Source organism: Ferdinandcohnia sp. FSL W7-1320, from assembly GCF_038050315.1.
GTDB lineage: Bacteria > Bacillota > Bacilli > Bacillales > Bacillaceae_L > Ferdinandcohnia > Ferdinandcohnia aciditolerans.
Genome location: NZ_JBBPAM010000001.1, coordinates 2,604,390 through 2,623,173, shown reverse-complemented (window position 1 = coordinate 2,623,173; position 18,784 = coordinate 2,604,390). Strand labels below are relative to the sequence as shown.

Genomic DNA, 18,784 nt, shown 5'->3' with positions numbered 1-18,784 from the left:
CTACTTAAAAAAAGTGCATCACTCCTTGCGTTCCATTGCTTTGAACACAAGGAGTAATACACTTAATTAGTCTACACTTATTCTTATGGGACAAGGGACCTTTCCCTCTGTCCCATGAAAATAGGTAATTTTTCTAAAAAAAGGATGTCTTTTCGGTCTGCTGCGTCACCTTCCGCAAGGATTGCTGCTTTTGCAACAACATTACCACCTGCTTTTGCGACCAGTTCTTCTAAAGCTTTTATGGATTCTCCAGTACTGATCACATCATCAATTAAGGCGACTCGTTTCCCTTTTAGCAATTCTGCATCTTTACCATCAAGGCACAGTAATTGTTCTTTTTGCGTTGTTATAGATACCACTTGATTCACTAAAGGTTCTTCCATATAGGGTTTCACGCTTTTACGGGCAACAATGTAATTCTTCATATTTAATTGCTTTGACAATTCATAGACTAATGGGATTCCCTTTGCTTCTGCTGTTACTAGGTAATCAACATCTGTCAGTTTTTCAGCTAATAACGGTGCTGTTGCCGACACAATTTCGGTATCTCCTAAAATGACAAAACTTGCGATACTCAATTCGTCTGAGATTGGAATAATAGGTAACTCTCTCTTGATACCCGCAACTGTTAATTGATAAGTTTCCATCTTACTACACCCCTATTTGATTAGATTCCAAAGATTCCAAGTAAAAATTCCATAATAACTCCTGCTAATAATCCAAAGAACGGGTCGGAAATAGCTGTAACAATAATTGTAACTGCTGCAACAATCGGAGAACCTGGTTCTGTGCCAGTAAGAGCTGCAGTCGCATTGCCTGGTAACGTAACAATAGCACCTAATACAAAAAGGAAACCAGCAATAGACGCACTCGGCACATATTTTCCGATTTTCGGTAATAGTTTAAAGAATAAAATTCCTGCCATAATGGCCATCGTTAAAACACCAGCCCAAACGGCGTGAGGAGCTGATGCAGTAGCCGAAATAATTACTTCGACAGGTCCTCCACCAAACAAGGCAGAAACCATGTCTGCTAAACTACTGATGATTGTTAGGGTATCAATATTTACATCTTGACCAGCAATTTCACCATTGATTTTTCCAAATGCAATATTGGCACCGATATTTAAACAAACAAGCGCTAACGCTCCGCGAATGACAGACGGATTAAGAATAAATTTCTGTAATTTGATCTTATCTTCGATCACGTTTTTTGTAACGGCTTCGCTTTCTTTCTTTGTAAAGTTATACACAATACTTGAAAGGATGACAGAAATTGTGATTGTATAAACTAAATCCTTCGTAATGATATATGTTAATAATGCACTTGCAAATGATGTTACTCCAATGATTCGGTCATTCTTTGACATATCCCATGCGACCTTCGCAAGCATGAACCCAACGCCCGCCATCATTGCATTTGTAATAACTGGACCAATCCATCCAACAATTTGTTCCATTAAACCAAATAAACTAATTATAACTAATAAGATTGCACCATAGAAAATGGAAGATAGGCGTTCTCGCATATCCTTCCCCATTGTTCCAGCAACAGCAATCGTTTCTGCCTGAAACGATACTACTGCTACATTGCTTGTCAAGCTATTCCCTACCGCCCCAACAACAAAAGCTAGTGCGGTCGGCACGGACGCAAATCCGAATGAAAGAGCAAGTAAACCTTGAGGTAAACCGTTTAATACAACACTGAATGCTGCTAGTATGTCTTTAAGTATGTCTTCCATGTTTCTTCTCCTTTTCCCCAAAAAGCTCTCTCACTACAGAAAAGAACCGTCCAGTATATACTGAACGGTTCAATTAAAAGTAGTACCGTCCATAGTAGAGTGATTTACGGCCACTCTGTAGAGACTCCCAGACCATATTACCAGGATTATACGGGGATTATTTTTTATTAAATATCGAACGATAAAAAGATTATACAATAAAACGTTCGTTATTTAAATAAAAAAATGATGCATCCGAAGAAATTTACGGAAGTAATACACAAAATACTAATAATAACAGAATATGGCAAAAAAACTACATTCGAATTCTTTTCCTTAATCACTACCCCCACCACAGCTTGAGCAAGAACTGCTGCAAGATGAGACAGAACTACACGAACTACTTGAACCTGAACCACAACTTGTGCAACTTGATGAACTCACACTACTAATCTTCATGTAGCTTGAAAAGTCATCATAATGAAAATAAGAAACAGATAAGAATGGAACGAGCATGGCGTTGAAGTTTTTTTGAATTTTACTTTTTCTCATCTTTTCTTGTACAACACGTTTTTCATAATCTTTGACGCCATTTGCTGTTTTTTTCATAGAGGAGATCAGCGAGAGTATGGTACTTAAATAGTGTCTATCACTCTTAAAATACTTATCTATCAGTTCGTTTTCTGATAAAGTTTTAAACTCCTCAACGATAGTTGGATTTACGGGATGTCTGAAAAACCCCTTATACAAATGGATGTTCTCTTTTCTAATGAAAAAAAGCTCAGCATATACCCAATCAAAGAAACCTCGCAAGTCGGGATCAGATATTTTAGTTACATTAGGACTGTGATGCAGGATACTACCCGCATATTTTTTTGAAAAATCATCATACTCACGTGTAAACATAAGCATCTCATGCCACAGGTCATCAACTTTGTTGCTGAACATTGGCGATTCTTTTAATAGAGAAGTCAAGATAAAGTAGCGCTTTAAATCAAGTAGACGCCAGTTGTATTCATTTTCTTTTAACTTTTTATCTTTCATTACCCGCTCTTCTACATGTTTCATATAGCTTTTACTGAGTGATTGATCCAAGTTCTCACTTAGTTTCTTTAGCCCTTTTAGCGGTTTTGTTTCAATTGATTTAGGAGATAAACCATATGTAAATGAGAGTTTTTTATGTAAGACTAAAATAAACAAAATAACAATTGCAAATAGGACGATCCACTCCATCAAATTCCCCCTTTATATTAGGTTATATTTAAAGCTTCAGGTGTCCACTACTACTCCACCCAGCTTATGCCGATGTTTTATTTACGTTAACTTGCTGGAAAAGTTTCACTTTTCGAATCGTGACCAATAAAAAACGCCTGGTTCGGATAACCAAGCATTCACCTTCATTCTAATAATGATTTATACTCATCAACATCATCAAACTCTGTACCAATATATGCGGGTGTGGCATCGACATTTTTCAAAGTGATTGGTTTGCCATTATTTAGTTTCTTAACGATTATATCAAATGAGTTGTCCCTATTTAAGGTAATCTCAAACTCCTGCATTTCGCCGTTTATATTATACAAACCATCTTTTATCTCCTCATAAGTTCCCTTATCTACTTCCCTGTTATCAATATATTGAACAAAACTATGATCTTCAGGTTGAAATGTCATTTGAACAATATATCCATTCACATGTTCGCTTTGATAAGCACCTCTGAAAGGTGGGGTCGTTTTAGGTATATAACCTATTATTGTCAAAATCAAAGCAAGTGCTACTACTAATACACCCACTGTCTTTTTACTCATAAAATATCCTCCTGCATATAGAAAGGCAAACGGAGATCTCCGTTTGCCTCTATTTTATAGGCTCTTTTCTAAAAGATTATTGCTTTTAAATATAGGGTTATTTCCGCTCCTGGTACTCGCTTTCCGCGGGCGATCCGCAAGCCTCCTCGCTTCACTGCGGGGTCTCGCCTGGCTCGCTATTCCCGCAGGACGTTGAATTTACTTCCTTGAACATACACCGCACGAAGAAAATGCCAGCATTTTCGAGGATCTCGTACATCCACTGAAATCACTGGATGTAAATAATATATCCTTTGTTTAATCGGAACAAAATAGCAACAAAGTTTACGAAAAACCCATTTTATAACAATAATAGACCAATCGTGATTGGAATGAAGCTATAAAAGAGAATCATGACACAGAATCCCATAATATCACGTATATGCAAGCCTGCAATCGCTAAGGCAGGCAAGGCCCAGAACGGTTGAATCATATTGGTCCAGGCATCTCCCCATGCAACACCCACTGCTGTTTTCGCGAGGTCCGCATTAATGGCAGCCGCTGCCTCGATCATAATTGGTCCTTGAACGGCCCACTGGCCACCACCTGATGGAACGAATACGTTGATTAATCCCCCACTGAGGAAAGAGAAAAATGGTAAAGTCTGAGCATTTGCAAAAGAGACGAACCATAATGCCATTTCCTGAGAAAGCCCTGATAAGGTAACCATTCCCATAATTCCTGCGTAGAACGGGAATTGAATGATAATTCCCCCTGCATTTTTGACTCCGTTTGTGACCGTGTCTAAGAACTGTTTCGGTGTTTTATGCAACATGATTCCTAAGAATAAGAAAATAAAGTTTACGATATTAATATTTAAATCAAAGCCCTTGGTAACAAAATGATAGACGATAAAGCCCAAACCCATGATGCCGATTAACATCGAGACAGTCACACTGTTTTCAATTTTTTCGGCTGGTGTCGATGGATTAGTTGATTTAATTATATTCGGTGTGTCATCCGGCAGCTTCCATCCGGATCGATCTTGGTCGAGTGTATTTGAATTTCTCATCAAATAACGGTTAAACAATGGTAATGTAATGACTAGGGCTGCCACAATAAAGAGATTGGCAGGACTAAAAAGGGTTTCACTTACTGGAATGACTCCCATTTTATCTTCTAAAAAATGTCCAGAGGTTGCAACCGTCAATGGAATGGAACCAGAAAGTCCTCCATGCCAAACTAAAAATCCACTATATGCTCCAGCTACTAAAATACGAAAATCTGCAGATGGTACTTGCCTTGCTACATGGATAGCAAATAAGGCCCCTACGACTAGACCGAAACCATAGTTGATTAAACAAGCAATTGCTGACACAAAAGTGACAAGCATAACTGCTTGGGCCGGTGTTTTCGCCAAATTACTCAATTTACCTAGAAAGTTCTTGATAATAGGTGCATTCGCTAATACATACCCCGTTACAACGACAAGAGCCATTTGCATGGTAAAGGCGAGTAAATCCCAAAACCCAGTTCCCCAATGTGAAACCATCTCAAAGGGTCCGCTTTCTGTAAACAAGATGCCTAATACGAACACTAAAAAGGTAAGAATAATCGCAAAAATAAAGGCATCAGGAAGAAAACGTTGGACCAATCGGACAAAGAAATTTGTTATCGCTTTCATTTCTTCACTCCCTTAGTCATTATTTGCTACAGTATATTCTTAGTCGTTTTTGAATATGAAAAAGGCCTGTATTTCCTGACTTTAGTCACATTTCATTATCAAGAAAAGTAGGTATTTACTCCTTTTTTCAGAAGTGAACTTAAAAAAGGCCTCTTCCAAATCGGAAGAGACCTTAAGAATGATAACGAATGTTTAATTTATATTAAATTACATTGGGCCTATTCTTGTATAATATTGACCAAGTCGTTGTCGCTAACCATGCACTATCCATTGATTTATTCAATCAGACTACACTGACTGCATCTTTTGCTTGAATAATGGAAGAATAAAGACGACACCGATTAAGAATAAGATTCCGGATGCTAGGTAAACTCCAGATAAGGTAAGCGCTCCTTTCAGCAAACCAGACATAGACATACCGATGACCATCATCCCCATGAACATTGGGTTTAATACGCCATTCACTCGCCCTACAAAGTTTTCTTCTGTATTACTCAAGATTAACGTGTTGATTCCAATATGAATACATGGCAGGAATAAACCGTTAATGAATTGAAGTGCGATAGTCAGTCCAGGGCTATGAGAGTAACCTATTCCTACAGTCGCAACAACACTTACTAAAATCCCTATTGACAACAGCTTTTGAGGTGTCACTTTTTTGGACAGCGCAAAAATGACGCCACCTCCGATCAGCATTCCAATTCCGCTTGCCATTAGCAACCATTGGATAAAATCCTTAGGCATGCTCAAGTTTTCTATGCCAACAAAGATTGCTAACGGTTGGACCAATCCGACTGCCAACCCACAGGCTGCAAATATCGCACCCATTGATTTCAAAACTGGGTGGTTTAACACATAACGGAAGCCGTCCATAAGCTCCTTCTTGAAATCCGGTTGTGCATCCGTTTTTTCCTTTTCTAAATCCTTAGGCAAGGATAGTAAAACGACTGCAGAAAGGAGGAACATGACGCCCATGACTCCAATAGAAGTGTATATCCCAAATTTCTGATATACGAATGTTCCAATAAGCGGACCGATAACCATGAAAATCGCCATGAGTGATTGGAACATAGCCATGACTGACTGCAACTGTTCTTCAGGTACGTGCTGTTTGAACAAACGCATTGCAGAAGGCATGGAAAACTGTGAAAGAATTGCGGAAACCAATGTGGCAAAGAATATCACATACCACGAACCATAAAGCAATGTAAGTAATACGACAAATATCGAAACGGCTGACAACAAATCACACCAGACCATTGTCAACTTTGGTTTCCATCTATCCGCAAAGGTTCCTCCGATAAAAGAAAAGATGAAAATCGGGGCGAACTCAGCTACTGAAATAAGAGATACATAAACTGGATCATTATTTGTAATGTCGGTCACATATAAAAGTATTGCAAAGTTACGTATCCAAATCCCTAGTTGCAGTAAGAAATTTGAACTCATGATCGATAGAACGATCCGATTTGAGAATATGTTGCTTGAAGGCTTCGCCTGCACGCCTTTACCTTTTGTCATTCCCATAAAACACTGCCTCTCATTTATAAAATTTTTTTCATATCCAGACTCCTACTATAGTACCACGCCCCCCGCTTTGATGGGTAGAGTAATTATGAATCTAGAAAACTTTTTACAGCTGACAAAAAGCCGTGTAAATTGTCATCATGAACAAAATGCCCAGCAGACTCTATCGTCACAAATTCACATTTCGGAATTATCTTAGATACTTCCTCCAATTTATGCTGAGGAATATGACTAGACCCACCACCTAAAAGGAGCGTAGGCATAGTAATATCAGTAAGTCGAAACCACCATTCGGGATTAGGTTCATTAAGTTGCTGCAGTATCGATGGTACAACCTCCCAATCTAACGGTAGAATATCAGTAGGTTTAGAAGGAATCTCGATCGGCTTTCCTTGAAAAGGTGGTGGTGTGTCTTCAACAATTAACCGTTCAATCCTTGTCGGAAATGTTTCCGAGAAAAGATAGGCTACTGTTCCGCCCATCGAATGACCCATTAGAATGAACCTTTCTAGATTCATAGCATTGGCAAAATGAAGTAAGTCTTCACTCATCAGTTCAAAACTGTATTTACTAGTTCTTGCACTCCCACCGTGCCCCCGTTGATCTAAAGCTAATACACGGTAATTTTCTCCTAATACCGCAGCCACTTGATTCCAAGATTCTGCACTTGTTCCCAGTGCGTGAAGTGCAACAATCGGTGGTGAAGTTGGTTCCCCAGTCTCTCGATATTGAAAAGTAAGTCCATTCAATTTAATTTGATTTACCCGTGTTTCCATCTCCAACCCACTCCTTTGTAGGATTTCATTATTTGAAACGCGTTTTATTTAATGTCTCTAATTACAAAATTCCCTGATAATCTGCTGCTTTAATTCCTCTATTGGAAACTTCTGTGGATAGGTTGCAATCATCAACATGATCCCTTGTAGCACAGAAGAAAAATATAACGACCGTCTCCTCGGTTCACTTTCTCCCATTCTTTCAAATATTTTACATTGCAATTCAAACAGTCGCGCGTTCTCTTCGATTATGAGACGACTGTATTTAATCAAATCTACATCAGCCTCTGGTTGAGTTTGAAGGTGAAGATAAAACCGATGGACTTCAGGATTTTTGTGAATATTGTCAATGGCTCCATTCACAATGGATGTTAGCTGTTCTTTAGGTGTTTCTAGGGAGAAAGCTTCTGACATGACTTCAGCCACTTCCCCAATTCTATCCTTAACCATTTCAGAAAGCAGTTCTTCCTTTCCTTTGTAATAGTTATAGAGTAATCCTTTCGAAAACCTCGCATGTTTCGCTATATCACTTATCGAAGTTGCGTAATATCCTTGTTTCATAAATAACTCCATCGCTGCAGCGCGTATTTTTTCTATCGTTGCTTGGCGTATACGTTCATTCTCTTCGGGTGTACGAGGCATTTTTACTTCCATCCTTTATAAATGTAGTGATATCTTGATATAAAACTTTAGCATGAGTGAGGGGTATCATGTGATCGGCATCCTTAATTTCGATAAAACGGATGTTTGGAACCTTTTTAAATTCTTCAGCAACTCGAAAATTATCTGCTACATCCAGTTTGCCAATCATAAATAATGTTTTAGTTTTTAATTCTCCTAATCGTCCCACCGCTGGCGGCTGCGGCCAATCCATACAGAAATCTGCAGGCCACTTAAGCATTCGCTCGAAGTGTTGCCTGAGCATTTGAACAATGAGATTTTTTTGCGGAGTACGAATCACCACTTGATAGGTTGGTGAATAAAGGGCAAGCTCTAACATCTTATCTATATTTGGGGCAGCTTCTATTATTTTGTTATGATATTGTTCAAACTCTTTAGAATAGATAAAACCAGTTAACGAGGGGGCAATTAATACAAGCTTTGATACTCTTTCAGGGTAAGTAAGTGCCTAAATCGGTTGCAATTTGTCCGCCCATAGAATGGCCGATAAGTGTTGCTTGTTTAAGTTCAAGGTAATCCAACAGTGACCGTACATCTTCAACATAGTTTGTATGTTTTATAGGGTTTGGTGACTCGCCTGCACCTCGGCCATCAAAAGCAATCACCTTGTAATGCTTAGACAAAAAGGGTATCAATAAACTCCATAGTCTTCTATCTGACCCACCACTATGAATAAGAACAACAGGATGGCCATTACCAGTAATCTCAAAAGATAAATCCATTACAACCCCTCCCCATTTTACAGAACTTTCCACATTATTTTATTATTGAATGAACGGTTAGTCAATGAAAAATTAAATTTAAATTTCAAATCATCTGAAATTTGACTTCTCTTCTCCGCAGCGCTCTAATACCCTATCACACCAAGGCGCCGACCCTTTTTCTCGAGTATGGATGTATTAGAAAACTAGAAGTAAAAAAGGCCTCTTCCAAAACGGAAGAGACCTTTAAATTATACGATTTAAAGTTTCTTTAAGATTTCTTTAATAAATGCTGGCTCGTCTTTAGGTGTACGAGACGTAATGATATTTCCGTCAACCACTACCTCTTGGTCTAAGAATATTGATCCAGCGTTTTTCAAATCATCTCGAATTCCAATGTACGAAGTTGCGCTTACCCCTTTTAGGATATCGGCACTAATCATGACTTGTGGTCCATGACAAATACCCGCAATCACTTTTCCTTGTTCATTGGCTTGTTTTACAAATTGTACGACTTCATCATTGACGCGAAGTGCCTCTGGAGCAGAGCCACCAGGAATAATAACTGCATCATAGTCGTCAGCCTTTACTTCACTTATGGAAAGGTCAGAAGTATAAGAGACTGTACCTTTCTTCCCTTTAAGTTCTACACCTTTTTCAATTCCAACTACAACAGTTTCGTGACCCGCTTCACTCACTGCATCATAAGGATTCTTCATCTCTGAATCTTCATAGCCATTATCAAGTAAAAAGCATACTTTTGCCATCTAGTATCACTCCTATGTATTGGTATTTATTTCTATTTTAATAGATTTAAGTTGTTACATCAAACAAAGTGATTCTGCAAAATTCGTGATATTTAAAATTTGAACTATATTTACTAGTAGGTTATTCGGTGCAAATTAGGGCTACAACTGATAAGAGCTATATTATACTATTTCGAAAGAAAAGCTTTTTCTGTATTCACTCGAACAATTTGCTTCGTTTCATTTGATTCAATTGCTGCTAATATGACCTGAAGTGACTTCATTCCTTCTTCCCCACTGATAGGTGGAATGGTATCGCTGATAATGCAATTTACAAAGTTTTCAATGACATGCGTATTGGTTTGCCCACCTTCTTCATTTGATTGGATTTTATCAAGCTCATATTTTACAACTTCACCGTTTTTGTATTCCACGATTAATGAGTGTACAGGGTCAGCTTCAAGCCTTAGAACTCCATTTTCACCATAAATAATCGTTGAATTATCGCCCCCAGAAACATATGACCAACTCGCTGTTAATGTACCAATCACACCGTTTTCTGTTTTAAGGATACAAACGGCATTATCATCTACATCTGTATTTTCCTTTGCATTTGTCTCAACAAATGACCCAACTTCTACTATTTCGCCAAGCAAATAACGAATTAGATCCGATTTATGTACGCCAAGGTCTCCCATTGCTCCGATAAATGCTCGTTCCTTATCGAAAAACCAGCTTGTCGCTCCGTCAACGCTCCATTGTTCTGGCCCGGGATGTCCGAATGTTGTTCTAAAGCTATAAACTTTGCCAATTTCACCACTATCAAGAATCTGCTTTGCTTTTACGTGTGAAGCAACAAAGCGCTGATTATGGGCAATCATCAGTTTTTTATTGTTTTCTATTGATGCTTGAATCATTTCTTCAGCTTCTTGCCTTGAAGTAGCCATTGGCTTTTCGCATAGCACATGTTTTCCGGCATTTAATGCATCAATCGTAACTGGCGCATGCATAGCATTTGGCAAACAAACACTTACAGCATCAATTTCTTCATTTTTTAGCAATTCTGTATAATCCACATATGCGGTTGCCCCGTATAATTCAGCCATTTCATTAGAGCGTTCCTCAACAATGTCACAGACAGCCACAATTTCAACATTTTCTTGTGCCGCATATTCCGGAAGGTGACGACGTCTTCCTATAGCTCCACATCCAATTACACCAACTTTTACTTTACTCATAATAAATTCCTCCCTAATAGGTTTTAACATTGTTATTCTTTAATTCTTCTTTTCCGTTCACAGGAAGTGGGGCAGCCTGTTCATAAGTACTTTTCATTATATAATGCATACCATTTAATGAAGATTCGTAAATGCCATGCATCACTTCAAGTACATGATAGGACTGTTTTCCAGATGCACGTGGAGGTCTGTTTGAGTGAATGGCAGCTACCATATCAGCAACCCCAAGCCCGCGACTGTTTTCTGTAAATCCATGCGTTAAGTGAATTTCTTCCCATTCGACCTCCCCTGGTTTACGAATCAAGACGGGCCCACCAAATGTATTTGGATCAGGAACACTTAAAGTTCCTTCTGTTCCATAAATTTCAATAAACGGTGTTCTCGACCCCCATACATCAAAACTTGTAATAAGCGTGCCAACCGCACCATTTTCAAAATCAAGAATGCCTGCGACATGTGTAGGTGTATTGACTTGTATCTTTTTTCCGTATTTTTCCTTACTTGTAATGGTACGCTCAGGAAGGGATATTTGAGCTGATCCTGTTACACGTCGAACAGGACCAATTAGATTAATAAGTGCAGTAATATAATATGGTCCCATATCAAACATAGGTCCAGCTCCGTCTTGGTAGAAAAATTCAGGATCAGGATGCCAGCTTTCCGGTCCATGTTTCATCATAAATGCAGTTGCCGCAATCGGTTTGCCAATTGCCCCATCTTGGATTAACTTTTTACAGGTTTGAATACCCCCTCCTAGAAAGGTGTCTGGAGCAGCACCAATCATTAATCCTTTTTCTTCGGCTTTTTCTAATACTTTTTTACCGTCGTTAAGGGTTGTTGAGATTGGCTTTTCAACATATACGTGTTTTCCTGCATCTAAAGCCTGTAAACAAACATCAGCATGTGCACGAGGAATTGTTAAATTTATAACAAGCTCAATTTCAGGGTCTGCTAGTAGCTCTTGAACTGTTAAAATCTTTCGGATTTTATACTTTGATGCTTTTTCTGCAGCTTTGTTTAAATCTAAATCTGATACAGCTATCACTTCAAGGTTCTGAAACGTTTGACAGTTTGTTAAATAAACATCGCTAATATTTCCGCAACCGATCACACCGATCTTCACTTTTTTCATTTCTAACCATCCTTTCTTTACTCCTTTACTGCACCCCCAGCAAGACCTTTTACAACTTTTTCTTGTGAGAATAGATAGACAACCAAGATTGGAAGACTAGCAAGTGTCAAAGCGGCCATCAAACCAGGAATATTTACTGAAAATTCGCCTTTAAAATCTTGTAAACCTAGAGGTAATGTCATGTTTTCTGGACTAGAAATTAGGACTAGTGCAAAGATAAATTCATTCCACAAATGAATGAAATTATAGATTAAAACTGTCATTAAGGCAGGAGTTAGCATTGGAAGAATAACTCGCCAGAAGATTTGGAAGTGATTGCATCCATCTATTTTCGCGGCTTCCTCAAGTGATTTCGGAATTTCTTGCATAAATTGAGTTAAAATAAAGATTGAAATTGGCAAACTAAATGCAATATATGGCCCTAACAATGCCCAAATCGTATCAAGTATCCCCATGCTTTGCGAAAGTTTAAAAATGGGAATAAGCGTTGCATGAATAGGAAGCATCATTCCTGAAATAAACAATAAAAACAATAGTTTATTTAATTTAAATTTCATTCTGCTTAATGGGTAACTTGCTAGAGCCGCAATAATCATTACTGCAAAAACTGCTACAGTAGAAACAAGTATACTGTTTATAAAGTATCGGCTTAATCCCATTTCAAAAACAGTTTGGAAGTTTTCGAGATTAAAAGAAGAAAATAGTGCAAATGGCTTCTCAAAAAATTGACCCTGTGTCTTCAATGATGTTGAGATCATATATAAAAAGGGAAAACCTGTGAAGACTAGCAATAAAACTGCAACGACATAAAGTGGTATCTTTTTAAATCCAATCGTCATACGTAGGCCCCTCTCTTTTTACGATAATAATCCATCACTTGAATAATAATGGTGACAAAAAGTGCAACAAAGAACATCACAAAGGCAATTGCACTAGCATACCCCATGTTAAAGTTAATAAATGCCTGCTTAAACATATATGTACCTAATAACTCTGTCCCATGGTTAGGACCTCCGCCGGTCATAATATAGAATATATCAAACGCTTTTAACGACCCGACAATTGCTAATATCGAAGAACTAACAATGGTTGGCATCAATAATGGAAGGGTTATACGAAAAAACTTCGTTAAAGGATTCGCGCCGTCAATTTCCGCTGCTTCATACAAATCTTCTGGAATTCCGACAATCGCAGCTTTAAAAAGAATCATGTAGAAAGGTGCGAATTGCCATACAATAACGAGGAGTACAGCAAAAAGGGCAGTGTTAGTCTGGCTCAACCACGCAACATTTTCAAAGCCAAACAAATTAATAAACTGATTAATCATTCCGTTGATTGGGTCAAACATCAATACCCATAACATTCCGATTGCAACTGTTGACATAAGAAACGGGAAAAAGTAAATACTGCTGAAAAACCTAATCCCTTTAATAGGCGCAAACAGCATAAGGGCCATGATTAAACCTAATGGAATTTGAACAAAAACGGATGTTAATACAACCCAGGTATTGTTTGTAAGGGCCTTCCAGAAAATAGCATCTTTGAATAGATCAATATAGTTTTGTAGTCCTATAAATACTCCGACACCCATTCCATCCCAATCGTAGAAGCTGTACATTAACGTTGTTAAAATTGGGTATATCACATAAATTGAATAAACGATTAACGCTGGTGCTACAAACAATCCGATGGTTAATGCACTTTTAAATTTGTTTTGTTTTGTACGAGATGCAACATTTACAATTGACCTTGTGTTTGTTACTTTAACTTCTGTTGTTTCCATTATATATCCCCCTCCTTTTTTATGTATGTGTAAGAGAGGGGAGGCTCCCCTCCCTCTTTAAGTTACTCTAAGACCTCTTTTGCTTTTGCTTCCATTTTCTTAGCGGCTTCTTCTGGTGTCATATCCAACCCATAAATGGCTTGGGTCGTATCTTTATGCAATTCTGCCAATTCTGGAGGAAGTGTTTGATCATATGGCATTTGCAAATGTGTTGCACCTTGAACAACCTCAAAAAAACGTTTTGTAAACTCGTCTGCTGGCTTAACATCTTTTATACCTGATAGTGAACCTGTACGATCCATATAATTTTGAGCAGTTTCTACACTTGTAAGTTCTATGGCTAATTCAGTTGCTAAGTCAGGATACTTACTGTTTTTCGCTACCGACCAAACCGGTCCTGTTGCAGCTCCTACTTGGGTTTGATCACCTTTCCCGCCTTCAACAGTTGGGAATAAGAAAAAGTCTAGCTTTTCTTCAAATTCAGGTGCTTCTTGTCTTACGTTATTTACGAAAGAGATTGTCATATCCATCATGGCTGCCTGTCCGGAATAAAGTAATTGGCGACCTTGTCCTTCATCATAAGGAACACCATTAAACCCAGGGTTAAACGCTTCTCTTTCAACCATTTCTTGTAGATATTCGCCTGCTTGAACATATGCTGGATCATCGAAACCTCTGCCTTTTCTATTAAACGCGCTATCAAATAATTCAGGACCTGCAATACGGCTTGCAAAGTTCATAAACAGATAAGCCCCTGGCCATTTTGTTTGATTTGCTAAAGCGATTGGAATAATATTGTTTTCTTTTAATGTATCAATCACTGAGAGCCATTCATCATATGTTTTAGGTGGTGTTAATCCGTATTTTTCAAAAATTTCTTTATTGTAAAACACAACATCAATTGATAAACCTAAAGGAAGACCATAGACTTTATCATCAAACGTTGTATTAGCAAGAGCAAGTTCATTAAAATGAGCCTTATCGGTTGATTCCGTAAGTTCTAACACCTTACCTTGGTCAACAAAGTTCTTTAACCAGCCTCCCCCCCAGTTACTAAACACATCGGGAGCTTCATTACCTGACATCGCAACAGAAAGTTTTTGTTTAAAAGCATCATTCGGTATCCGAAGAACCTTTACGTCGACATCAGGATGTTTTTCTTCAAATCTAGCAACGGCTTCTTCATAAATCTTTTCTTTTTCACCTGGATCAATATGCCAGAATTCTAACACTTTCTTACCCTCATTACTTTTACTGTCCTCTGCCTTTCCTGATGATGATTCGCTTGTTGAACCACCACCATTAAGACCACATGCAGCTAATAATATAACAGATAAAATCGTTAATATTGTGAGTAACCTTTTCATATATTTTCCCTCCTGGTTATCTTAAATAGAAAGTAAGAGTCTAACTTCATTACCTATTACAAACTAATATCTTAACTAGATAGAACTGACTTCTTTTTCAAATATTGAATACTCATTTCAATACTTTCAAGTGGGGAGCGCCTTGAACGATCTTGTTCAACAATGAACCATTCTACATTTGATGCCGGTCCTTGCTTTAATACCCCGTCTATATCTACTCCACCTGTCCCTAATTCAGCGAAAAATTGTTCACCGTCCGTTGTCATATCCTTTAAGTGAACAAGTGGTGTTCTTCCTTTATAACGCTGCAACCACTTAACCGGATCTTCACCAACTTTTGTTAACCAATAAATATCTAACTCTGCTTTTACCCATTCAGGATTAGTTTCATCTAGAAGTGTTTCAAGTGCGGTACGTCCATTCGATAGGAGTTGTAATTCAAAATCATGATTGTGATAACAGAATGTAATTCCTTCTTTTTGACACTCTTGCCCAATATGATTCAAACTATTGATTAGGTGTAGATAATCTTCTTCTTTTCGTCGTTCTGGAGGAAGGAAGGGACAAACAATTTTGTCGTTTCCTATTGCTTGTTCGTAGGTGATAATCTCACGTAAGTTTTCTTCTAAAGAGGATAAAGGAATATGACTTGATGTAGCTTTTAAACCAAGATGATCGATCACTTTTTTTAACTCATTTGCAGGGAGACCGTAATATCCAGCAAATTCAACCCCTTGATACCCGAGTTCTGCGACTTTTTCTAATGTCTCTACAAAGTCATTACTACATTCATTTCGTAATGTAAACATTTGTAGTCCTATCGGAATATTTATCATTTTAACTCTCCTTTTACTAAGAATTTTCTTTTTATGTAACGAATCTTCTTTTTTCACCTCCTTAAAAATCTATTAAACCGGTTACATTATTTCATCAAAAAACAAGCTCTAACCTTGTTGTTATGAGAAAACGTAAAATAAACTTTGAAACCGATTACATTTTTGTTGTATAAAAAAACTATATAGCTATTTTTCTATAACTGTTGCTTTCTTAAAACCGCAGGAATCTCTAATCGTCAACCTCGCATTTAGTACATGTTTTAATCTTGTTAGCTTTTCTCCATTAATTTGCTGGAGTAATAACTCCATTGAGCGTTTCCCCATTTCAAAAAATGGTTGTTCGATTGTAGTCAAGGCAGGCTCGAAAATCTCTGAAAACTTAATATTATCAAAACCTACAACAGCTATATCTTCCGGTACTTTGAGTCCCTGTGATTTTGCAGCTTTCACAACACCCATTGCCATGACATCATTTCCAGCAAACACGGCAGTTGGCGGATTTTCGATAGCCAATAACTTTAGCATCTGATTATATCCAGATTCAAAAGAATAGTCACCTTCTTGTACTAGTAAACTATCTAAATCCACTTCGTGCTGTAGTACTGCTTGGTGATACCCCTTTAATCTATCCCTGCTTATTGAAATTTCAAGTGGTCCAGTAATATGAGCTATCCTCTTATGACCAAGCTTAATCAGATGTTCCGTAGCTTCTCGTCCACAACTAATATTATCAATGGCTACGGTAGGAATATTTAATCCCTCATTGTAATCCGAAGTTAGAACAACCGGATACTTTGCTGCAACCTCATTTATCACCTTTTCCTCAAGTGGGATTGTTAATAAAATCATCCCGTCCACTTGTTTTTGTTTTAATTCATTAATAAAGATTGATGTTTTCTCAGGATCTCTATTGGTATTTCCTAACAGAACTTTAAACCCGTGCTCATTTGCTGCAGCATCAATCCCTCCAATAATTTGAGGGAATACATTATTCATAATGGTTGGAACAACAACGAGTATTGTTTTTGTTTCCGTTCTACGAAATTGTCTGGCAAGCAAATTCGGTTGATAGTTTAGTTGTTCTATTGCATGTAGTACTTTTTTTCGAGTTTGTTCTTTGACTGTCTCTGGATGTTGCAATACCCGTGAAACAGTAGCTTTTGATACATTTGCTAATTTTGCAACATCACTCATTTTGGCCATGATATTTCTCCTTATCGTTTCCCATATTAGTTTGTTTAGTAAGTCTATATATTATTTTAAGAGAATGACACAAATGTAACCGGTTGCATTTTATATGTAAAAAGGTTCCAAATGCTTGTTCTTCACCATTAGTATAAAGAATCCTTTTTTAACTTTCAAGTATTTTTAGAAAATTTTATTTATTTAAAAAACATTTAGAACTTTTGGCCTATTTTAGATCCAAATTTTATTTTTAACGTGATCTTTGGTGAAAAAGTTATATTAAGGTTGGTAATTTGTATGAAGATATGAAATTAGTCAGCTTGTACGCTTTGGAGATGAACGAGATATAGTCCCTATTCGAGGTTCATAAGATGCTCTTCACGGATATCTAACTTAATTTGTTTTCTTCATAATATGAAGAAGAAATTAAGAATGTTGCTAGACAATTTGTATGAAGAAAGGTCGAGGAAGCTCGACCTTTCTATAAATATTCCCTGTTGAAACTTCACTTAAATGGTTTCTTACACTTTATTAAAACGTCAATACCACCTTTGAAACCTTCATTGGTTCAGTTTCCACTAGATGAATGGCTTCCTGAATTTTTTCAAATGGGTAGATATGCGATATAAAGTCTTTCCCTGTGATTTCTCCCTTGTTGAACCAATCAATGACTTCCGGGAACTTATTAGCATGTAGTCTAGAACCACATATATCTAACTCATCTTTTGTAATTAGTAATTGCGGTATTTTAGATGGTCTATCGGTAAAACCTAAAACTACAATCCTGCCGCCTTTACTTACTACTTCAATTGCTTGTTCAAATGAACTAGCATTTCCAACTGCGTCTATCACAACATTTGCACCAATATGTTGTGTATATTTATTAATCTTTTCATTTACATTTTCTTTTCCTGCATTAATTACATAATCTGCTCCTAGCCTTTTTGCATTTTCAAGCCTTTCATCAACTAAGTCCGAAACAATACAGATGGCTCCCTTGTTTTTAGCCACTTTTAGTGCACACAGTCCTGCAGGGCCGGAACCCATTATAAAAACATAATCACCTTTTTCCACTTGCCCACGTGAATTGACTTGCGCAGCAACTGTAAATGGCTCAATCATTACCGCTTCTTCATAGGAGACAGAGTCTGGTATTTTAAAAATGTTCTTTTCTGGTGTTACAAGATATTCCCTGAAACCACCATCTTCATGTACACCTCGAACCCTTAATTTTACACATAAATTTGGTCTATTCTTTTTACATTGATAACACTCTTCACAATTAATAATAGGATCTATTACAACTCGATCTTGTACCTTAAATTTCTTTACTAACTCACCAACCTCAACAATTTCACCCACGATTTCGTGCCCTATAACTCTAGGGTATGTCGCTACTGGAGAAGTTCCATGATAAATATGTATATCAGATCCACAAATGCCACCTGCTTTAACCTTGATTTTCACATCATAAGCATTAGTGATTTGGGGCTCAGCAATCTCTTTTATTTCCAATTTTCCAGGTTCCGTTACATAAGTCGCTTTCATCTACATTCTCCTTTTTATAATATCGAATGCTTCTAAGCGCGTGTTCTATTTTCTACAAAAAGTTCTATTCGAA

The 18,784-nt window shown here is 37.5% G+C and carries 19 protein-coding genes and 1 riboswitch; all 19 genes read right to left on the bottom strand.

The features are described 5' to 3' along the window. Positions 1 to 83 precede the first annotated feature (83 nt). The 19 genes from NST91_RS13140 to NST91_RS13050 all read right to left on the bottom strand — a co-directional run bounded on the left by NST91_RS13140 (position 84) and on the right by NST91_RS13050 (position 18,711). Positions 84 to 647 carry a phosphoribosyltransferase family protein gene (locus NST91_RS13140; protein ID WP_341331515.1) on the bottom strand — a complete coding sequence of 188 codons (564 nt, stop codon included), beginning with the start codon at positions 645 to 647 and terminating at the stop codon, positions 84 to 86. Between the two features lie 20 nt (positions 648 to 667). Further along, positions 668 to 1,741, bottom strand: coding sequence for an NCS2 family permease (locus NST91_RS13135; protein WP_341331514.1), 1,074 nt, complete (start codon positions 1,739 to 1,741; stop codon positions 668 to 670). 72 nt (positions 1,742 to 1,813) lie between these two features. Further along, positions 1,814 to 1,915, bottom strand: a riboswitch (purine riboswitch). Between the two features lie 141 nt (positions 1,916 to 2,056). Next, a complete protein-coding gene (locus NST91_RS13130) occupies positions 2,057 to 2,953 on the bottom strand; it encodes a UCP032817 domain-containing protein (protein ID WP_341331513.1) in 897 nt (298 codons plus the stop codon). 164 nt (positions 2,954 to 3,117) lie between these two features. Next, complete coding sequence (locus NST91_RS13125; RefSeq protein WP_341331512.1) at positions 3,118 to 3,528, bottom strand: hypothetical protein; 411 nt, start codon at positions 3,526 to 3,528, stop codon at positions 3,118 to 3,120. A 340-nt stretch (positions 3,529 to 3,868) separates the two neighbouring features. Then, positions 3,869 to 5,191, bottom strand: coding sequence for a short-chain fatty acid transporter (locus NST91_RS13120; RefSeq protein WP_341331511.1), 1,323 nt, complete (start codon positions 5,189 to 5,191; stop codon positions 3,869 to 3,871). A gap of 288 nt (positions 5,192 to 5,479) precedes the next feature. Further along, a complete protein-coding gene (locus tag NST91_RS13115; RefSeq protein ID WP_341331510.1) occupies positions 5,480 to 6,718 on the bottom strand; it encodes an MFS transporter in 1,239 nt (412 codons plus the stop codon). A gap of 86 nt (positions 6,719 to 6,804) precedes the next feature. Further along, positions 6,805 to 7,494 (bottom strand): alpha/beta fold hydrolase, encoded by a 690-nt coding sequence (locus NST91_RS13110; RefSeq protein WP_341331509.1) that lies wholly within the window; start codon positions 7,492 to 7,494, stop codon positions 6,805 to 6,807. A 57-nt stretch (positions 7,495 to 7,551) separates the two neighbouring features. Beyond that, the gene (locus tag NST91_RS13105; protein WP_341331508.1) at positions 7,552 to 8,136 is read right to left on the bottom strand and encodes a TetR/AcrR family transcriptional regulator; all 585 of its coding nucleotides are present in this window, start codon (positions 8,134 to 8,136) and stop codon (positions 7,552 to 7,554) included. Beyond that, the gene (locus NST91_RS13100; protein WP_341331507.1) at positions 8,111 to 8,368 is read right to left on the bottom strand and encodes an alpha/beta fold hydrolase; all 258 of its coding nucleotides are present in this window, start codon (positions 8,366 to 8,368) and stop codon (positions 8,111 to 8,113) included. The genes NST91_RS13105 and NST91_RS13100 overlap by 26 nt, the downstream gene beginning before the upstream one ends. A gap of 238 nt (positions 8,369 to 8,606) precedes the next feature. Then, positions 8,607 to 8,897: an alpha/beta fold hydrolase gene (locus NST91_RS13095; protein ID WP_341331506.1), complete on the bottom strand. Its 291-nt coding sequence runs from the start codon at positions 8,895 to 8,897 to the stop codon at positions 8,607 to 8,609. A 239-nt stretch (positions 8,898 to 9,136) separates the two neighbouring features. After that, on the bottom strand, positions 9,137 to 9,643 hold the full coding sequence (locus NST91_RS13090; RefSeq protein WP_341331505.1) for a type 1 glutamine amidotransferase domain-containing protein: 507 nt from the start codon (positions 9,641 to 9,643) through the stop codon (positions 9,137 to 9,139). A gap of 167 nt (positions 9,644 to 9,810) precedes the next feature. Then, positions 9,811 to 10,860 carry a Gfo/Idh/MocA family protein gene (locus tag NST91_RS13085; protein WP_341331504.1) on the bottom strand — a complete coding sequence of 350 codons (1,050 nt, stop codon included), beginning with the start codon at positions 10,858 to 10,860 and terminating at the stop codon, positions 9,811 to 9,813. Between the two features lie 13 nt (positions 10,861 to 10,873). Further along, complete coding sequence (locus tag NST91_RS13080; RefSeq protein WP_341331503.1) at positions 10,874 to 11,992, bottom strand: Gfo/Idh/MocA family protein; 1,119 nt, start codon at positions 11,990 to 11,992, stop codon at positions 10,874 to 10,876. A gap of 17 nt (positions 11,993 to 12,009) precedes the next feature. Next, positions 12,010 to 12,831, bottom strand: a complete 822-nt coding sequence (locus NST91_RS13075; RefSeq protein ID WP_341331502.1) for a carbohydrate ABC transporter permease — start codon at positions 12,829 to 12,831, stop codon at positions 12,010 to 12,012. Then, positions 12,828 to 13,775 carry a carbohydrate ABC transporter permease gene (locus NST91_RS13070; protein ID WP_341331501.1) on the bottom strand — a complete coding sequence of 316 codons (948 nt, stop codon included), beginning with the start codon at positions 13,773 to 13,775 and terminating at the stop codon, positions 12,828 to 12,830. The genes NST91_RS13075 and NST91_RS13070 overlap by 4 nt, the downstream gene beginning before the upstream one ends. A 62-nt stretch (positions 13,776 to 13,837) precedes the next feature. Continuing rightward, on the bottom strand, positions 13,838 to 15,142 hold the full coding sequence (locus NST91_RS13065; protein WP_341331500.1) for an ABC transporter substrate-binding protein: 1,305 nt from the start codon (positions 15,140 to 15,142) through the stop codon (positions 13,838 to 13,840). 71 nt (positions 15,143 to 15,213) lie between these two features. Then, positions 15,214 to 15,978: a sugar phosphate isomerase/epimerase family protein gene (locus NST91_RS13060; protein WP_341331499.1), complete on the bottom strand. Its 765-nt coding sequence runs from the start codon at positions 15,976 to 15,978 to the stop codon at positions 15,214 to 15,216. Positions 15,979 to 16,164: 186 nt separating this feature from the next. Continuing rightward, the gene (locus NST91_RS13055; RefSeq protein WP_121446006.1) at positions 16,165 to 17,181 is read right to left on the bottom strand and encodes a substrate-binding domain-containing protein; all 1,017 of its coding nucleotides are present in this window, start codon (positions 17,179 to 17,181) and stop codon (positions 16,165 to 16,167) included. A 513-nt stretch (positions 17,182 to 17,694) separates the two neighbouring features. After that, a complete protein-coding gene (locus NST91_RS13050; RefSeq protein ID WP_341331498.1) occupies positions 17,695 to 18,711 on the bottom strand; it encodes a zinc-binding alcohol dehydrogenase family protein in 1,017 nt (338 codons plus the stop codon). Positions 18,712 to 18,784: the final 73 nt, after the last annotated feature.